This window comes from Prevotella histicola (genome assembly GCF_055385135.1).
The window spans coordinates 401,792-418,375 of the sequence record NZ_AP043793.1; the positions used below are offsets into that span (position 1 = coordinate 401,792).

General features: G+C 36.9%; 12 protein-coding genes. 4 read left to right on the forward strand and 8 right to left on the reverse strand.

Features of this window, described 5'->3' with window-relative positions; translation table 11 throughout:
• Positions 1-3: 3 nt before the first annotated feature.
• The 3 genes from ACZ48L_RS01705 to galE form a co-directional block, all read right to left on the reverse strand.
• Positions 4-2,004, reverse strand: coding sequence for an alpha amylase C-terminal domain-containing protein (locus ACZ48L_RS01705; RefSeq protein ID WP_242401667.1), 2,001 nt, complete (start codon positions 2,002-2,004; stop codon positions 4-6).
• A 106-nt stretch (positions 2,005-2,110) separates the two neighbouring features.
• Complete coding sequence (locus ACZ48L_RS01710) at positions 2,111-3,223, reverse strand: MORN repeat-containing protein (protein WP_219523765.1); 1,113 nt, start codon at positions 3,221-3,223, stop codon at positions 2,111-2,113.
• Between the two features lie 256 nt (positions 3,224-3,479).
• Positions 3,480-4,517 (reverse strand): UDP-glucose 4-epimerase GalE, encoded by a 1,038-nt coding sequence (gene galE, locus ACZ48L_RS01715; protein WP_008822513.1) that lies wholly within the window; start codon positions 4,515-4,517, stop codon positions 3,480-3,482.
• A 164-nt stretch (positions 4,518-4,681) separates the two neighbouring features.
• Between galE and ACZ48L_RS01720 the strand changes: the two genes are divergently transcribed.
• Both ACZ48L_RS01720 and ACZ48L_RS01725 read left to right on the forward strand, forming a co-directional pair.
• Positions 4,682-5,128 (forward strand): hypothetical protein, encoded by a 447-nt coding sequence (locus ACZ48L_RS01720; RefSeq protein ID WP_025790411.1) that lies wholly within the window; start codon positions 4,682-4,684, stop codon positions 5,126-5,128.
• Positions 5,125-6,387: a type IX secretion system plug protein gene (locus tag ACZ48L_RS01725; protein ID WP_025790409.1), complete on the forward strand. Its 1,263-nt coding sequence runs from the start codon at positions 5,125-5,127 to the stop codon at positions 6,385-6,387. Before ACZ48L_RS01720 ends, ACZ48L_RS01725 begins: the two co-directional genes overlap by 4 nt.
• Positions 6,388-6,462: 75 nt before the next feature.
• On the opposite strand, the gene rho is transcribed toward ACZ48L_RS01725, so the two are convergent.
• Together rho and ACZ48L_RS01735 are read right to left on the reverse strand one after the other, a co-directional pair.
• Positions 6,463-8,445, reverse strand: a complete 1,983-nt coding sequence (rho, locus tag ACZ48L_RS01730) for a transcription termination factor Rho (protein WP_464721998.1) — start codon at positions 8,443-8,445, stop codon at positions 6,463-6,465.
• A 781-nt stretch (positions 8,446-9,226) separates the two neighbouring features.
• Positions 9,227-10,744: a DUF4301 family protein gene (locus ACZ48L_RS01735; RefSeq protein ID WP_464721999.1), complete on the reverse strand. Its 1,518-nt coding sequence runs from the start codon at positions 10,742-10,744 to the stop codon at positions 9,227-9,229.
• 141 nt (positions 10,745-10,885) lie between these two features.
• On the opposite strand from ACZ48L_RS01735, the gene ACZ48L_RS01740 reads away from it, so the two are divergent.
• The gene (locus ACZ48L_RS01740) at positions 10,886-13,096 is read left to right on the forward strand and encodes a RelA/SpoT family protein (RefSeq protein ID WP_025790407.1); all 2,211 of its coding nucleotides are present in this window, start codon (positions 10,886-10,888) and stop codon (positions 13,094-13,096) included.
• 146 nt (positions 13,097-13,242) lie between these two features.
• Here the strand turns inward: ACZ48L_RS01740 and ACZ48L_RS01745 are convergent, their stop codons facing one another.
• From ACZ48L_RS01745 to aspS, 3 genes are all read right to left on the reverse strand, one after another.
• Entirely contained in the window at positions 13,243-13,587 is a 345-nt protein-coding gene (locus ACZ48L_RS01745) for a hypothetical protein (RefSeq protein WP_025790405.1), read from the reverse strand.
• A 72-nt stretch (positions 13,588-13,659) separates the two neighbouring features.
• Positions 13,660-13,944, reverse strand: coding sequence for a winged helix-turn-helix domain-containing protein (locus ACZ48L_RS01750; RefSeq protein WP_025790404.1), 285 nt, complete (start codon positions 13,942-13,944; stop codon positions 13,660-13,662).
• A 173-nt stretch (positions 13,945-14,117) separates the two neighbouring features.
• Positions 14,118-15,875 (reverse strand): aspartate--tRNA ligase, encoded by a 1,758-nt coding sequence (gene aspS / locus ACZ48L_RS01755; RefSeq protein WP_464722000.1) that lies wholly within the window; start codon positions 15,873-15,875, stop codon positions 14,118-14,120.
• Between the two features lie 219 nt (positions 15,876-16,094).
• On the opposite strand from aspS, the gene ACZ48L_RS01760 reads away from it, so the two are divergent.
• Positions 16,095-16,481 (forward strand): DUF1573 domain-containing protein, encoded by a 387-nt coding sequence (locus ACZ48L_RS01760; protein WP_008822522.1) that lies wholly within the window; start codon positions 16,095-16,097, stop codon positions 16,479-16,481.
• Positions 16,482-16,584: the final 103 nt, after the last annotated feature.

The following is a 16,584-nucleotide window of genomic DNA, read 5'->3' on the forward strand; positions in this document are numbered from 1 at the left end:
ACTTTATTTCTTTTTTAAGACAACTGCACTACGAGCAGGGATATAAAGTTTAAGCCATCCTTTATGTTGTTTGGTATAAAGAGGATCTACATTTGTAAAATGTTCGACAGAATCATCAGCAAATCCAAAGCCACCAAACTCTTTCGCATCAGTATTTAGAACAACTGCATAAGACCCTTCTGGAACAAGAAATCCATAATCAGAGTAGGAATGACTAGGAGAGAAATTAAAAACAAATATTAATTCCCCTCTACTAAAAGCTAGAATCTGATCATTATCATTATGCCAGATTTCTTCAATAGGAGTATCTGTAAACCCATGCTCACTCTTAATTACAGCTAACATATTACGGTCGAAATCACCAAGATAATGATAACATAGTTCTGGATTATCAACTAGATTCCATTGACGTCGCGCATACTTGCAACTCCATCCATTACCGGCACGAGGGAAATCTATCCACTCGGGATGTCCAAACTCATTACCCATAAAGTTCAGATATCCCCCATTAATAGCGGAAATAGTTGCTAAACGCACAATTTTGTGGAGCGCTATACCTCGATGTACCCTCTCAGTCTCATCTCCTATACGGAAATGCCAATACATATCAGCATCCACTAAACGAAAAATAATTGTCTTATCGCCTACAAGAGCTTGATCATGTGATTCACAGTACGAAATCGTTTTCTCATCTATTCGACGATTCTTTATCTCCCAAAAGATAGAGGAAGGCTTCCAATCTTCGTCAGGCAACTCCTTAATGGTCTTAATCCAATAGTCTGGTATATTCATAGCCATGCGATAATCAAACCCATACCCACCATCTTTGAATTCAGCTGCAAGACCAGGCATACCAGAGACCTCTTCTGCAATAGTCAAAGCTCTATTATTAACTTCATGTATTAAAGTATTTGCCAACATTAAATAGCATATGGCATTATCATCTTCATGACCATTAAAATAATCTCCATAGTTACAAAAAGATTCTCCTAGCCCATGACTATAATAAAGCATAGAAGTAACACCGTCAAAACGAAAGCCATCAAAATGAAACTCCTCTAACCAATACTTACAATTAGAAAGGAGGAAATGAAGGACTTCATCCTTGCCATAATCAAAACACAAAGAATCCCAAGCTGGATGTTCACGTCGCTCGCCAGAGTAAAAAAATTGATTAGGATCACCAGCTAAATTACCTAAGCCCTCCATTTCATTCTTCACAGCATGAGAATGGACAATATCCATGATAACGGCTATACCTGCTTCATGCGCATCGTCCACAAGAGCTTTCAACTCTTCTGGAGTACCGAATCTCGAACTGGGTGCAAAAAAAGAACTAACATGATAACCAAAACTACCATAATAAGGGTGCTCCTGAATTGCCATTATTTGAATAGCATTATACCCATCCTTCACTATTCTTGGTAGCACTTTCTCCCGAAATTCATTATATGTCCCAACCTTCTCTGCATCTTGACCCATACCTATATGACATTCATAGATCAATAAAGGAGAAATCTGGGGATTGAAGGAATTAATCTTCCATACATAAGGAGCATTAGGACTCCATACCTGAGCAGAAAAAATTCCCGTCTGAGGGTCTTGTACAACACGCTGTGCCCAAGCAGGAATGCGTTCTCCTTTTCCCCCATTCCAGTATACATGCATCTTATAAAATTGACCATGTTGTATCGCATCTTCAGGAAGCCTTAATTCCCAATCTCCAGTATCAACATCTCTTTTACATCTATAAGCTATTGTCTCTTGCCAATTATTGAAATCACCTACAAGATAAATGTCTGTAGCATTTGGAGCCCATTCGCGAAAAATCCAACCATCAGACTCATGATGAAGACCATAATACTGATAGCCATTTGCAAATTCTGACAACGAGAACTTTCCTCCTTGAGTAAGCTGATTCAGCTTCCATAAAGCATGGTCATGACGTCCCTTTATAGCACTCTCGTATGGAGCAAGATAAGGATCTCTCTTGACAATTTCCATTTCAGGAACTTCTTTAGAATTTCTTTTTGTTTGATTAGTAGACAACATGTTTTTATTAATCTTATCTAAAATTATGGAAAATCAGTATTGATTACGTGTATAAAAATTAATTTGTATATCGCTTACCTCTTTCATAATGCCCACTGACCATCACTTTGCCATTCTTGTCACGCTCTATGAACTTGCCATCTCGAACATCATTTCGGTAATTACCTTCAAATCTTATCCCATTTGAGGATTCTTCAATAGCACTACCATTACGTTTTCCGTTATGATAACTGCCTCTAAACTTACTACCATCAGCATAATGGATGATAACAAGGCCTTCTAATTTCCCATCACGAAACTGTCCTTCATATATATCATTGTTCTTTTTGGTCAACTTACCCTGCCCATTCTGTAAATCTCTTTCCCAATATCCAGTGTAGATATCTCCATTTCGCCAAGACATTGTACCAAAACCAGATTTTTGACCTTTAAGGAAATGACCAGAATATTGATCACCATTCTTATACCGGAAGATTCCTTGTCCCGTCCGTTCGCCATCTACATATTGCCCTTCGTAGATCTCACCATCTTTATACTTATATATACCTTTCCCATTCTGCAAATCATTCTTCCATTCACCAGTATATTCATCTCCATCAGAATAGATATAAATTCCTTTCCCATCCTTCAAATTATTAACCCAGTCTCCTGTAAAAGAGGAATGATCTGGCCAACAAAAACGCCCATGTCCATTCTTCATATCATTTTTCCATGAGCCATCGTAATAGGCTCCATTGGAAAAGATATACTTTCCTTGTCCACTCCGTTTATCATGCTCCCAATTACCTATGTACTTATCACCATTATAATAGTACATAGTTCCTAGCCCCTGTTGATAATCCTTATACCATAGACCATCATAACGGTTTCCATTAGAAAAATAATAAACTCCTTGTCCATGTTGTTGATTCTGAAACCATTGCCCTCTGTATTTCTCACCATCTGCAAAAGTGTATGTCCCCTTTCCTTCTCTCATACCTCGGATATATTCTCCCTCATAGACATCTCCTTTCTTATATGTAGTTTTACCTTTTCCATTTGGTTTTCCACGAAACATCTGTCCATAATAGTTTCCTCCATCTTTTGTTATGCAAGAACCTATCTCCACTGTTTGGGCAAAGAGCGTAGTAGATAAATGGAGCAGTAAAATTATAATATATTTATTTCTCACGTAATTTGGCTTTAAATTGTTATAGAAATAATATAACTGTTTTGCAAAGATACAGAATAATAATGGATATAACAAATTTATGAATCTTTTTTAAGTACCAATTATATAGACCTGTAAAAGATAGACCTGTAAAAGATTATCCCCCGATTCACATCGAGGGATAACAACAACACAAACACAAAATAATGTAGGATAAACCTACAAATCTTTAAATATCTACAATTATAATATATTATGAAAAACAATTAATCCTTTACTACATTACACCATCAGCCCGCAGTTTTTCCTGCCACTTCCAGGCAGAGAGAAGAACATCAGACAAAGGTGTATCAGCCTTCCACCCGAGTATAGAATTTGCCTTAGAACAATCACCCCATATCTTCTCAATATCTCCCTCACGACGAGGTCCATATTTCCAATTTACTTTTACTTTAGTAGCATGTTCAAAGGTTTCAACAATTTCAAGTGTTGAGTTACCATGACCTGTACCAATATTAAAATACTCTATTTTATCAGTATCTTGATCCAGGACACGTGCCATAGCCGCAACATGAGCCTTGGCCAAATCAACTACATAGATATAGTCTCGAATACACGTGCCATCAGGTGTATTATAATCATTTCCAAAAATAGTTAACTCTTTTCTAATACCCATAGCTGTCTGTGTGACATATGGTATTAAATTATTGGGAACTCCATTTGGCAGTTCGCCAATAAGCGCAGATGGGTGTGCACCAATTGGATTAAAATATCTCAAGACAATACTTTTGATATTTGCTCCACTATGAATATAATCTAAAATGATCTGTTCATTAATCTCTTTTGTATTACCATAGGGGGAAGTTGCTTTCTGATGAGGAGCTTCTTCCGTAACTGGTAGATTCTCCGGATTTGGTTGACCATATACCGTACATGAACTTGAGAAAATAAGACCTTTCACATTATATTGCGGCATCAGTTCAAGTAGATTCAAAAGTGAAACTACATTATTTCTATAATACATCAATGGTTCTTGAACACTTTCTCCAACAGCCTTTGATGCAGCAAAATGAATAATACCCTCTATGTCAGGATACTTAAGAAAAACGTTTTTAGTTGCTTCAAAATCACGAAGATCAACCTGCTCAAATGCTGGACGTGTACCCGTAATTTTTTCTATTCCATCCAACACCTCAATCTTAGAGTTAGACAGATTATCTACTATGACAACATTGTACCCTGCTTCTATCAGTTCAACACTTGTATGAGAACCAATAAACCCAGTTCCACCTGTAACCAATATAGTCTGTTTCATATGTCCTTTAGATTTTATTTTTTAGGCTGATCCCCAATATCAGTAGTGGTGCAAAGATAACATTTTTTTTAATATCAACAAAAAAAAGATGCAAAAAATTAAGCAAAGGAATATAAAATAGAAAACTTTTCGTATATTTGCCGACATAATAATTTATAACTGAAATGGGATATACAGAACAGACACAACAACAGATAGAGCGCTTTCTCAGAAAAGTTGCACAGAAGTTCACCGCAAAAGAAAGTGATATGCCTATGACGGATATTCATTTACGTGCATCACAAGACAGTGGTGATCTCATGGCCTTTGACGATGACGATAACGAAATTAGTCGTTGTGTTATAAGCACATGGATAGAAAACAAAAGTGATAATTTCTATCAAGAAATAGCATACACTTTAAGATCTGAGCTCAACCGCATGAAAGACACGATTGACAACCTCTCGATCATGAAGCCTTTTAGCTTTATTCTTGAAGATGATGAAAAGAATAATATTGCTGAGCTTTATCTTGTTGATGACGACTTAGTAATGATTGGTGGCAACCTTATGCAAGGACTTGATGAAGATCTCGACAATTTCTTGCAGAACATCTTAAAACAAAGCGAATGAAATACACTATAACCAGACTATGTTGTATTCTCTTTTCCATATATAGTCTTTCTACTTTTGCTCAACGACATGAGATAAAAGACCGTAACATACGCTCTTTACAGGTCATTGCTAATGGAAAATGGCAAGAATTGCCTGTTATGATGATTAATGAAGGGAAAATTAGCATTGACTTTGATGATCTTACACACACTTATAGAAGACTAACTTATACGATAAAACATTATGAGGCAGACTGGAGTCCCTCTACAGGGCTGTTTGACAGTGATTTCATTGAAGGATTTGCATCGGGAAATACAATCGAGAACATTCAAGAGTCATCACTAACAAACACACTCTATACTCATTATCACTTAGATATCCCTAATGATAATTGCAAGCCTAAAATATCTGGGAATTACAAACTTACTGTTTATGATGATGATCATCCAGGCCAGCCTGTACTCATAGCTTGCTTTATGCTAACAGAACCATTTGGACAAACTATGGGTCTAAAACTTAATGTTACGGCGAGGACAGACGCAACCATCAACGACAAACATCAACAGGTAGATATGATTATTAATTATGGAAACTACATTGTATCTAATCCGCAACAACAGATAAAGACGGTTGTCCTACAAAATCGTAATTGGTTAGATGCTCGATACAATTCTAAACCACAATACATCATGGCAGATGGTCTACAATGGAACCATAATAAGGATTACATTTTCTGGGCTGGAAATGAATACCGCAAGTTTGAAATTCTCTCTACAGATGTAGCTTCTATGGGTATTGATCATATTACATGGGATGGAAAGAATTATCAAGTCTATCCATTTATTACGACCCCACTCACAAATTATCTTTATGAAAAAGATGCTGACGGGGCTTTTCTTATACGCAATTCTGATAATGTAGATATCAATACCACTAGCGATTATGTTATGACACATATCCGATTATCAGCCCCTACTCCATATCAAGCACATATTTACTTAAATGGAGATTGGACTTATGACCGTATTCTTCCTGAATATGAGATGAGATATAATGCTGAACAAAAATACTATGAAGCTATTATACCTCTCAAACTGGGTTATTATAATTATCAGTTTATAACTACTGATGAGAATAATAAGCTGTCTTCTCTCAGAATTGACGAAAGTCATTATCAGACAGAAAACAGTTATCAAGCCTTAATATACTTTCGCCCCCAAGGAGGAAGAACGGATAAGTTAGTTGGATATTCAAATGTAAAGTTTATAATACAATAATAATGTCAGAAGCTGTATCAATAGATTACATGCTTCTGACATTTTATATATCTGTCAACATACGGACGAAAGCCGTTATCCATTCATGGATAACAAGAACTCTTCATTATCTTTCGTGTGCGCCATACGGTCATGGATAGAATTCATAGCCTCTATTGGATTCATATCTGCAATATACTTACGAAGAATCCACATGCGATCCAAGGTAGTACGATCCTGCAACAAGTCATCACGACGTGTACTTGAGGCAACAAGATTAACAGCTGGGAAGACGCGCTTATTACTTAAGCTCCGATCAAGCTGCAATTCCATATTACCTGTACCCTTGAACTCCTCAAAGATTACCTCGTCCATCTTTGAACCTGTATCAATCAATGCGGTTGCAATGATAGTCAATGAGCCACCACCTTCTATATTACGTGCAGCACCAAAGAATCGCTTAGGTTTCTGTAATGCATTGGCATCAACACCACCCGTAAGTACTTTTCCTGAAGCTGGGGCTACAGTATTATAAGCACGTGCCAAACGAGTTATAGAATCGAGGAAAATGACTACATCATGCCCACATTCAACCATGCGCTTTGCTTTTTCAAGAACAATACCAGCAATCTTTACATGCCGTTCAGCCGGCTCATCAAATGTAGAAGCAATTACTTCAGCATTTACCGTACGCGCCATATCTGTTACCTCCTCTGGACGTTCATCAATCAACAGCATCATCAAATAGGCTTCAGGATGATTAGCAGCGATGGCATTAGCTATATCTTTCATAAGGATAGTCTTACCAGTCTTAGGCTGTGCCACTATCAATGCACGCTGTCCTTTTCCTATTGGAGAAAAAAGATCTACAATACGTGTAGAGAGATTTGTTGTCTTTGGATCACCGCAAAGTGAGAATTTTTCGTCAGGGAATAATGGTGTTAGATGTTCAAACGGAATACGATCACGCACCTCAGAAGGTTTACGCCCATTTATTTTATCAATACCCGTAAGCGGGAAGTACTTTTCTCCCTCACGTGGCGGACGTACATGGCATTCAACAACATCTCCTGTTTTTAAGCCATATTGCTTAATCTGGCTATTAGAAACATAAACATCATCTGGTGAAGACAGGTAATTATAATCGCTGGAACGTAAAAAACCATATCCGTCAGGCATTACCTCTAACACACCATTTGCCTTAATAATGTCAGCGAAATCATAAGTAGCCTCTGCATTCAAAGTAGGAGCTTCTTCATACACAGGAGTAGAGGCCATAGGACCAGGCACTGTAGGTTGGTCAAACATATCATATGTAGGTACAGCCCCTTGATCTTCTATTGGTAGATCAACCACTGGAATGAAATCCGTTCCATCTCCTGGATCACCTTCCCATACTCCACTTGGAAAAGTTGTAGGCGCAATTGAAGCTTCATAGTTCATATTATGCGCATTTACTTTTTCTTGCAGACGAGCCAACATATCATCATCGTGGCCAGACTCTTGCTCGTTTTCAGGAACAAACTGGTCTTCTGGAATAAAATCTTCTCCGTCCATGTCTACTTTTTTCCCATTATTTAAGGAATCATCAGGAGCTGATATTGGCTCTTCCTTCTGTTCATCCTCCACGCTATCTACTTCTTGCTTTGCTTTTAAAGCAGCCTCCGCTGCAGCAATAGCTTCAAGCTCAGCTTTTGACTTACGTCCACGATGTTTAGGGATAGATGCAAGTATCTCTTCTGGTGTCTTCTCTTCCTCCGTCGCAGGAGTTTCTTCAACAGCATCTTTAAAAAGAGTTGGCTGACTAACACCCGTCGGTTTATTATTTTTTACATCAAAATTTTCACCATTCTTACCATGTACAGAATAAACACGGTCAGTTTCTTTACGTGCAATTCTGGTACGTTTACGCTTTGATTCTAAAGGGTGTGCCGTTCCCACCTCCTCTGCCTGACGATCAAGAATGGCATACACCAATTTATCCTTATCGTCTCCAGGCGAGTAAACAGCACCTGTCTGCTGAGCAATTTCTTCAAGCTCAGAAACATTTTTTTCTAACAATTCTTCTTTGCTTAACATATATAATATGTATAGGAAATCTTATTTTAAGAGTTGTGACGTTTCATAAAGAGAAACATCTTTTCGTGCCTTTTATGATGCAAAGATAAAAACTTTATTTGGAAGAGACAAAGAAATCCACTCTTTTTTATTAGAAATAATTCTTGAACTTAAAGCTACATGGGTCAAATTATCGTTCCTTTATACAATAAATACTATTTATCAAAATTATAAAATAACCAATAGAATTGAAAGATATTATCGGCATTCAAACAGATTAAACTATATTCATAAGGGCAAAGCCACATATACAAAATAAAAAGAACTCTTTAGGAATACATAAAAAATTACTCCCATTCTGTAAAAGAAAACTTCCTATGTTTTCCAAAAGATTATCTTTTGCTTTTCAAAAGGGCATCTTTTACATTATAAAAGGGCATCTTTTAGCATGTAAAAGATGCCCTTTTGCAGCATGAAAGAGGCCCTTTCACAAGCCTACCTATAACTGTCTGACAATGTTTAAGTTACAAAACAAGAAAAATACTATTCCCTTTCATTCTTTGTTTTTCCATATCTTGTAATACGTATATATTTTTTACCCTTTGTCATACACTACTATTCACTTCATCCCTCTTCCTCTAAACCTTGTTATATATCAGTATACTCGCATGTGAATAGGCTCTCTGAGCTAACTCTCCTTAGTCAGCCTTTTCAGATATCTTAAGAGCTCTCATCCTTTGAATATAAAAATATCATTGTACTTTATACAGAACTTAGGAATAAGATATATGATGCTATCACCTTATTGATGTTGTTCACGTAATAAATCGTTGACCGTTTTAACCGGATTAAAAGTATCAAGAGGAACCTCTACGAATACGGTATTCCAATCACTCATAGCACCATTCCATAAACCTGGTAACTCAAGAGCTTTAAGAGTACGACCATCTTTAGACTTTGAACTTATAAAACCAGTAGACTTATCAACATACATAGCAAGATCAAAAGGTCTACCTCTGTAATCTTTCACTGCACAAACTAGATCTACAGGATTAAAATGTGTCCCTTCTGTAAACATCTTAACATAAGCCTTATTATGTTTGTCAATCTGTGAGCTTTCAAGAATCTGCAAACTGATACTATTATCCTTATTAAAAACAAGGTATGGGCCTCCTCCAGGTTCTCCTACATTCCTCACCATTCCACAAACTCGCATTGGGCGATTAAGCTTATGATAAAGATAACTTATACGATCTTTACCCTCAAGGAGTTCTATATCTGGTTTATAACAGCAAAGGTCGTGCTGCAAGAAGTCTATCATTTCATTAATATCATCGTTTGTATAGGTTCCAGCATCAAGTTTATGCAGATAGGAGAAAGTGCGCTTTTGTAGTTCAACAAGTTTACCTGCAAGAACCATTTTCCACTTAACTGTAATATCCTTCAGACGATCGGGTACTACATTATCTATATTCTTTATAAAGATTATATCAGCATCTAACTCATTCAGGTTTTCTATCAGAGCCCCATGTCCTGCTGGACGAAAGAGTAAAGTGCCATCACTATTCCGAAACGGAGTATTATCAGGATTCACAGCTATTGTATCCGTACTTGGTTTTTGCTCGGAGAATGTAACTTCAAAGCTGGTGTTATATAAGGACTCATAAGTATCCTTTACCTCTCTCAACTTCTTCTTAAATGGCGAAATATGTTCATGAGAAACCGTAAAATGAACATGAGCATCACCATTGCATGAAGCATAAAGTGCAGCTTCGACAAGATGTTCCTCCATTGGAGTACGAGGATTACCATTGTATGTATGGAAAAGTAGAAGCCCTTTGGGAAGTCCTCCGTAATCTAAGCCCTTATTTTCCAAGAGTATAGAGACAACAGTTTTGAACATACCATTTGCAATTAGCGTATCAACCGTCTGTCCTTCAGAAATCATACATTGCTGAGAAAGCTTAGCATAGAAAGCAAAATTATGGATATTAGCAAAAAAATATTTTTCAAAATCAGTTGTTGGTACGTCATTATTTCCATTAAGAAAAGCAAAGAGGTCCTTGAACATTCTACTTGCTGCACCTGAGGCTGGTACAAACTTTACTATTTTATGACCAGATGATTGATATTCCTCCCAAGTTCTACAAACTTCGCTTATATCTGATTCACCTAATACTACAATACCTCTCTTTGGTGTTGCAGCACATTTTATCTTAAGATAAGGAAAACCATTACAGAAATCTTCTAATTGCTTAGTAACTTGTGCAAGATCAATTCCCCTATTCCTGATTTGCTTTAGGTCTTCTTTGTGTATCATATTTGACAGAAAATTAAAAAGATTGTATTGTTATTGCAAAAATAAAGAATTATATTAGAATAAAGAAAGTAAATGAAACTTTTATGCTCTATAATGTCGATTTTCTTTGTACCTTTGCCATAAACAATTACTTTATGGCTCATGGAGGATAAATTCATATATACAGATAAAGAGAGAAAATTATCTTATCAGATTTTGGATGAACTAAAGGATACTTTGGACAAATCTTTTCTTGAAAATGATTTGCCAATGCTACAAGTACAACTTAAAGATTCTGTAGCTAAAAATACTATTCATCGCAATGTTTTCGGGCTAAACCCTATTTTGTGTTCTTTACAAACTGCAGCCATAGCTGTAAAGGATATTGGATTAAAGCGTGATTCTGTTATAGCTATTCTGCTTCACCAAAGCGTACAAGATGGATACATCACATTAGAAGACATAGATAATCGATTCGGAAAAAGTGTTGCAAAAATTATCCATGGACTCATTCGTATACAAACACTTTACCAGAAAAATCCTATTATCGAAAGTGAGAACTTTCGCAATCTCTTATTGTCCTTTGCAGAAGACATGCGAGTCATTCTGATAATGATTGCCGACCGCGTAAATCTTATGAGACAGATACGAGATGCTGAGGATAAAGAAGCACAACACAAAGTTGCAGAGGAAGCTAGTTATCTCTATGCTCCACTAGCACACAAGCTGGGGCTCTATCAATTAAAACGTGAATTAGAAGACCTATCATTAAAATATCTTGAGCATGATGCCTATTACTTAATTAAGGATAAACTAAATGCAACAAAAGCTTCGCGCGATGCTTATATTAATCAATTTATAGCTCCTGTAAGAGAACGACTTACAGCTGGTGGATTACGATTTCATATAAAGGGACGAACAAAATCAATACATTCCATCTGGCAAAAGATGAAAAAACAAAAATGTGGTTTTGAAGGAATATATGACTTATTCGCTATCCGCATCATCTTAGATGCCCCATTGGAAAAAGAAAAAATCCAATGTTGGCAAGCTTACTCTATCGTGACAGATATGTATCAGCCTAACCCTAAGAGATTACGTGATTGGTTGTCTGTACCCAAATCCAACGGTTATGAATGCTTACATATTACTGTTCTTGGGCCAGAAAAAAAATGGGTAGAAGTACAGATCCGTACAGAGCGAATGGATGAGATTGCCGAGCATGGTCTTGCCGCACACTGGCGCTATAAAGGAATAAAAGAAGAGGGAGGATTGGATGACTGGCTAGCCTCCATTCGCGCTGCACTTGAAGCAGGGGACAACTTGGAAGTTATGGACCAATTCAAGTCTGACCTATACGAAAAGGAGATTTATGTTTTTACTCCCAAAGGAGATTTATTGAAATTTCCTAAGGGAGCAACTATACTTGACTTTGCATATCACATCCATTCGAAAGTAGGTAATCAGTGTGTCGGAGGGAAAATAAATGCCAAGAATGTCTCGCTTCGTACAGAGCTTCATAGCGGTGATACTGTAGAGATTCTTACTTCTGCCACACAGAAACCTAAAGCAGAATGGCTAAAAATAGTTAAGTCTTCAAGAGCTAAAGCTAAAATACGTCTTGCTTTAAAAGAAACACAAATAAAAGACGGACTTTACGCCAAAGAGCTCTTAGAACGTAGATTTAAGAATAAGAAAATAGAGATAGAAGAATCTACTATGGGGCACCTTCTGCGTAAACTTGGATTTAAAGAAGTTTCAGAATTCTATAAACAAGTTGCTGATGAGAAACTTGACCCAAATTATATTATAGAGGAGTATCAGAAGGTATATAACCACGACCATAATTTAAATCAACCCAAAGAGACTGAAAGTGCTGAGAACTTTGAGTTTGAAAATCCAACAAATGAGTTTCTAAAGAAGAATGATGATGTCCTAGTCATTGATAAGAATCTTAAAGGATTAGATTTTTCTTTGGCCAAATGTTGTCACCCTATCTATGGTGACCCCGTTTTCGGTTTTGTAACCGTAAATGGGGGTATAAAGATTCACCGTACAGATTGTCCAAATGCACCAGAAATGTGTAAACGTTTTGGTTATCGTATTGTGAAAGCACGTTGGAGTGGAAAGGGATCTTCACAGTATGCTATCACGCTACGTGTAATAGGCAATGATGACATAGGTATTGTAAGTAATATTACTAATGTAATCTCTAAAGATGAAAAGATAGTAATGCGATCTATCAATATAGACTCACATGATGGCCTCTTTTCTGGCAATCTTGTAGTTTTACTTGATGACAATTCAAAATTAAACATGCTTATCAAGAAATTAAGAACAGTGAAAGGAGTAAAACAGGTTACAAGAATATGAGAAATAAGCTAATAACAACATTTCCCATATATAGATTTCTGAAAGAGGGATTTATCAGGAGATTAAGATTTTAGAAGTGCACATTCCAAATAAACAAGAATGGATACAAGATAGAAAAAATACACAGAAGGTATAGTCTATTCCAACTATACTCCAGAATCTAAATTACCAAAGAGATCGAGGCTATAGTCCTTTTCTGGCGCTTCCTCTACAATTTCCCTATCTTCACGGAATTGAAGAAACAACTGTTGTGTCATTCCATTATTTACATTCAAACGATAAATCCCCTTTTTTGTTTTCTCAACTAAAGATGTATCAGTTTTACAATTCCGCAGTAAAAACTGCTGAACGTACTTGTGAATATCCTTTTGAGATAAAGGATTAAATAAAGAGTTACATGCATTATGCACATGGCGAGAAATTTTCTGAACAGAAATTCCCTCACAACCTGCCTCAATAAGCACCTGTAGTATCTCTTTATCGTATTGCATATAAGAAAGGGAGTCTATACTATCTCATACAGACTCCCCGTTCTTTTCTATTTATATTAAAATGTCATTAGCTTAAGCAAGTACAATCTTGCTATTCTCATCTTTTACTTTACCCTCCTTAAAGAGCCAGCCAATACCTAGATAAGCCTCTTCTTCTGTAATCTTAGCAACTTTAGCTATCTCACTAACACTGAGTGCCTTTGCCTCTGCTGCAAGTGCATTATAAACATCACCTGCCTTGAATCCAACATTCTCTGCATTAATAACAACTGCAGGTTTCTTTACAGCAACTTTCTTTGTAGTGGCTTTCTTTGCAGTGCTCTTTGGAGCAGTTTTTATTTCTTTCTTTACAGTCATAATTTAAATAAATTAAAGTCCTAACCAAGTTATCAAATAATAATTTGTAATATACTCCACAAAAGTACATTAAATAATTGGTAGTATCAAATACTAATAGCTAAAAGTAAATAATACTATAGCACTCTAAAGTGTTGATTATTAATTTATTGATTTATATCAACTTAATACACTTATAACTTCAGGTCAAGCTTTATTTCTAACTCATCTAACTGCTTCTGATCTATCATTGAAGGAGCATCTAACATAACATCACGACCACTATTATTCTTAGGGAAGGCAATACAGTCACGAATAGAATCAAGACCTGCAAGGATACTAACAAAACGATCCAGACCGAAGGCAAGCCCTGCATGAGGAGGTGCTCCATATTTGAAAGCATTCATCAAGAAGCCAAACTGTGCTTCTGCACGTTCTGGAGTAAAACCGAGTACCTCAAACATCTTCTCTTGTAGTTGAGTATCGTGGATACGGAGAGAACCACCACCAACTTCAATACCATTACAGACAAAGTCATAAGCCTTAGCCCGTACTTGCTCAGGATGCTCATCCAATAATGGTATATCATCAGGGTTAGGCATTGTAAACGGATGGTGTGTTGCCATAAGACGCTGCTCTTCATCACTCCACTCAAACAATGGGAAATCAACAATCCAAAGACACTTAAATACATTCTTATCACGAAGTCCTAAGCGATCGCCCATCTCAAGACGTAGAGAACAAAGCTGAATACGTGTCTTATTTGCATTATCACCTGACAATATCAAAACAAGATCACCATCTTTGGCACCAGTTGTCTCCTTTACCTTCTGTAATTGCTCTGCCGTATAGAACTTATCAATAGAGCTCTTAACAGTACCATCAGCATTGTACTTGATGAACACGAGACCATGTGCTCCAACCTGCGGACGCTTGACGAAATCTGTAAGTTCATTGAGCTGTTTACGGCTGTAATCAGCACATCCTGGAACGGCAATACCTCCTATATACGCAGCTTCATCAAATACAGAGAAAGAACCAGTACCCTTTAGGTCATCCATCAATTCAACGAATTCCATACCGAAACGTAAATCTGGTTTATCAGAACCGAAACGCTTCATGGCCTCATGCCATGTCATCTGCTCTAACTTAGGAAGTTCAACGCCACGAATCTCACGGAAAAGGTGGCGAGCCATTTCCTCAAACAAATTGATAACATCATCTTGGTCTACAAAAGACATCTCACAGTCAATCTGAGTAAACTCTGGCTGCCGATCAGCACGCAAATCCTCATCACGGAAACACTTTGCAATTTGGAAGTAACGATCGAAGCCTGCTACCATTAATAATTGCTTCAAAGTTTGTGGACTCTGTGGTAAAGCATAGAATTGCCCAGGGTTCATACGTGATGGGACTACGAAGTCACGAGCCCCTTCTGGAGTAGAACCAATAAGGATAGGAGTCTCCACTTCCATAAACTTTTGTGAATCGAGGAAATTACGGATAAGGATTGTCATCCTATGACGTAACTCAAGATTTTTACGTACAGCCTCACGACGGAGATCAAGGTAGCGATACTTCATGCGCAAATCATCACCACCGTCTGTATTATCCTCAATTGTAAAAGGAGGGGTTAAAGACGGACTTAACACCTTCAATCCCTTTGCTATTATCTCTATATCACCTGTAGGAATCTTACTATTCTTACTCTGCCGTTCGCTAACAATGCCATTCACTTGAATACAATATTCACGTCCTAACTTGTTGGCATCACCACATAAAGTTGCATCATCTGCCTCATTAAAAACCAACTGAGTGATACCATAGCGGTCACGGAGGTCTACAAAGGTCATACCTCCCATTTTACGTGAGCGCTGTACCCAGCCAGCTAGGGTTACTTCTTTGCCTGCATCTGAAAGGCGCAGCTCTCCACAAGTACTTGTTCTATACATATTCTAGTATATTTATTATATTCTCCCTGCAAAGGTACGAACTTTAAATGAGAAACGGGAGATACCTTATAAAAATATGGGAAGATTAAATACCATAGCTCACAGAATACTTAATATTTGATAATTTACATTTAACAAATATAAAACCCCTGATAACAATAAACTTTCTGATTACTTTTGCATCCAACTCAATGAAGTTATAATTAAATAAAGATTTACATGAAGAAGTTTATATTAATGACATTACTGCTTGTTTTTGGATTAACATTCGCAACTGCACAGAATCAGGCAGAAATCAAATTTGACAAAGTGAGTTACGATTTTGGTACATTTTCTGAGAATAATCCAGTCCACAAGACGACATTTACTTTCACAAATGTTGGAAAGGCTCCATTAGTGATAAACCAAGTTGTTGCAAGTTGCGGTTGCACCATTCCTCGATATGACAAACGACCAATAGCACCTGGGCAGAAAGGTAGTATTGATGTTACATATAATGGGACAGGAAAGTTTCCTGGTCATTTTAAAAAAAGTATCACTGTACGTACGAATGGTAAAAACGAAATGACCCGTCTATATATAGAAGGAGTCATGGAAGGTAAATAGTCTGTTGAAGAAACAAAACACCTTAAGGCAACTTATAAATAGATATAGGTTGCCTTTTTTTAGAGATTTACATCTCTTGCGAGAATATAATACAAGAGATAAA

What these genes read in the sequence shown, in the direction of transcription:
- ACZ48L_RS01705 (WP_242401667.1), bottom strand. Translation starts at nt 2,004, where the DNA reads ATGGAAATTGTCAAGAGAGATCCTTATCTTGCTCCATACGAGAGTGCT.
- galE (WP_008822513.1), bottom strand. Translation starts at nt 4,517, where the DNA reads ATGAAACAGACTATATTGGTTACAGGTGGAACTGGGTTTATTGGTTCT.
- ACZ48L_RS01720 (WP_025790411.1), top strand. Translation starts at nt 4,682, where the DNA reads ATGGGATATACAGAACAGACACAACAACAGATAGAGCGCTTTCTCAGA.
- ACZ48L_RS01725 (WP_025790409.1), top strand. Translation starts at nt 5,125, where the DNA reads ATGAAATACACTATAACCAGACTATGTTGTATTCTCTTTTCCATATAT.
- rho (WP_464721998.1), bottom strand. Translation starts at nt 8,445, where the DNA reads ATGTTAAGCAAAGAAGAATTGTTAGAAAAAAATGTTTCTGAGCTTGAA.
- ACZ48L_RS01735 (WP_464721999.1), bottom strand. Translation starts at nt 10,744, where the DNA reads ATGATACACAAAGAAGACCTAAAGCAAATCAGGAATAGGGGAATTGAT.
- ACZ48L_RS01740 (WP_025790407.1), top strand. Translation starts at nt 10,886, where the DNA reads ATGGAGGATAAATTCATATATACAGATAAAGAGAGAAAATTATCTTAT.
- ACZ48L_RS01745 (WP_025790405.1), bottom strand. Translation starts at nt 13,587, where the DNA reads ATGCAATACGATAAAGAGATACTACAGGTGCTTATTGAGGCAGGTTGT.
- ACZ48L_RS01750 (WP_025790404.1), bottom strand. Translation starts at nt 13,944, where the DNA reads ATGACTGTAAAGAAAGAAATAAAAACTGCTCCAAAGAGCACTGCAAAG.
- aspS (WP_464722000.1), bottom strand. Translation starts at nt 15,875, where the DNA reads ATGTATAGAACAAGTACTTGTGGAGAGCTGCGCCTTTCAGATGCAGGC.
- ACZ48L_RS01760 (WP_008822522.1), top strand. Translation starts at nt 16,095, where the DNA reads ATGAAGAAGTTTATATTAATGACATTACTGCTTGTTTTTGGATTAACA.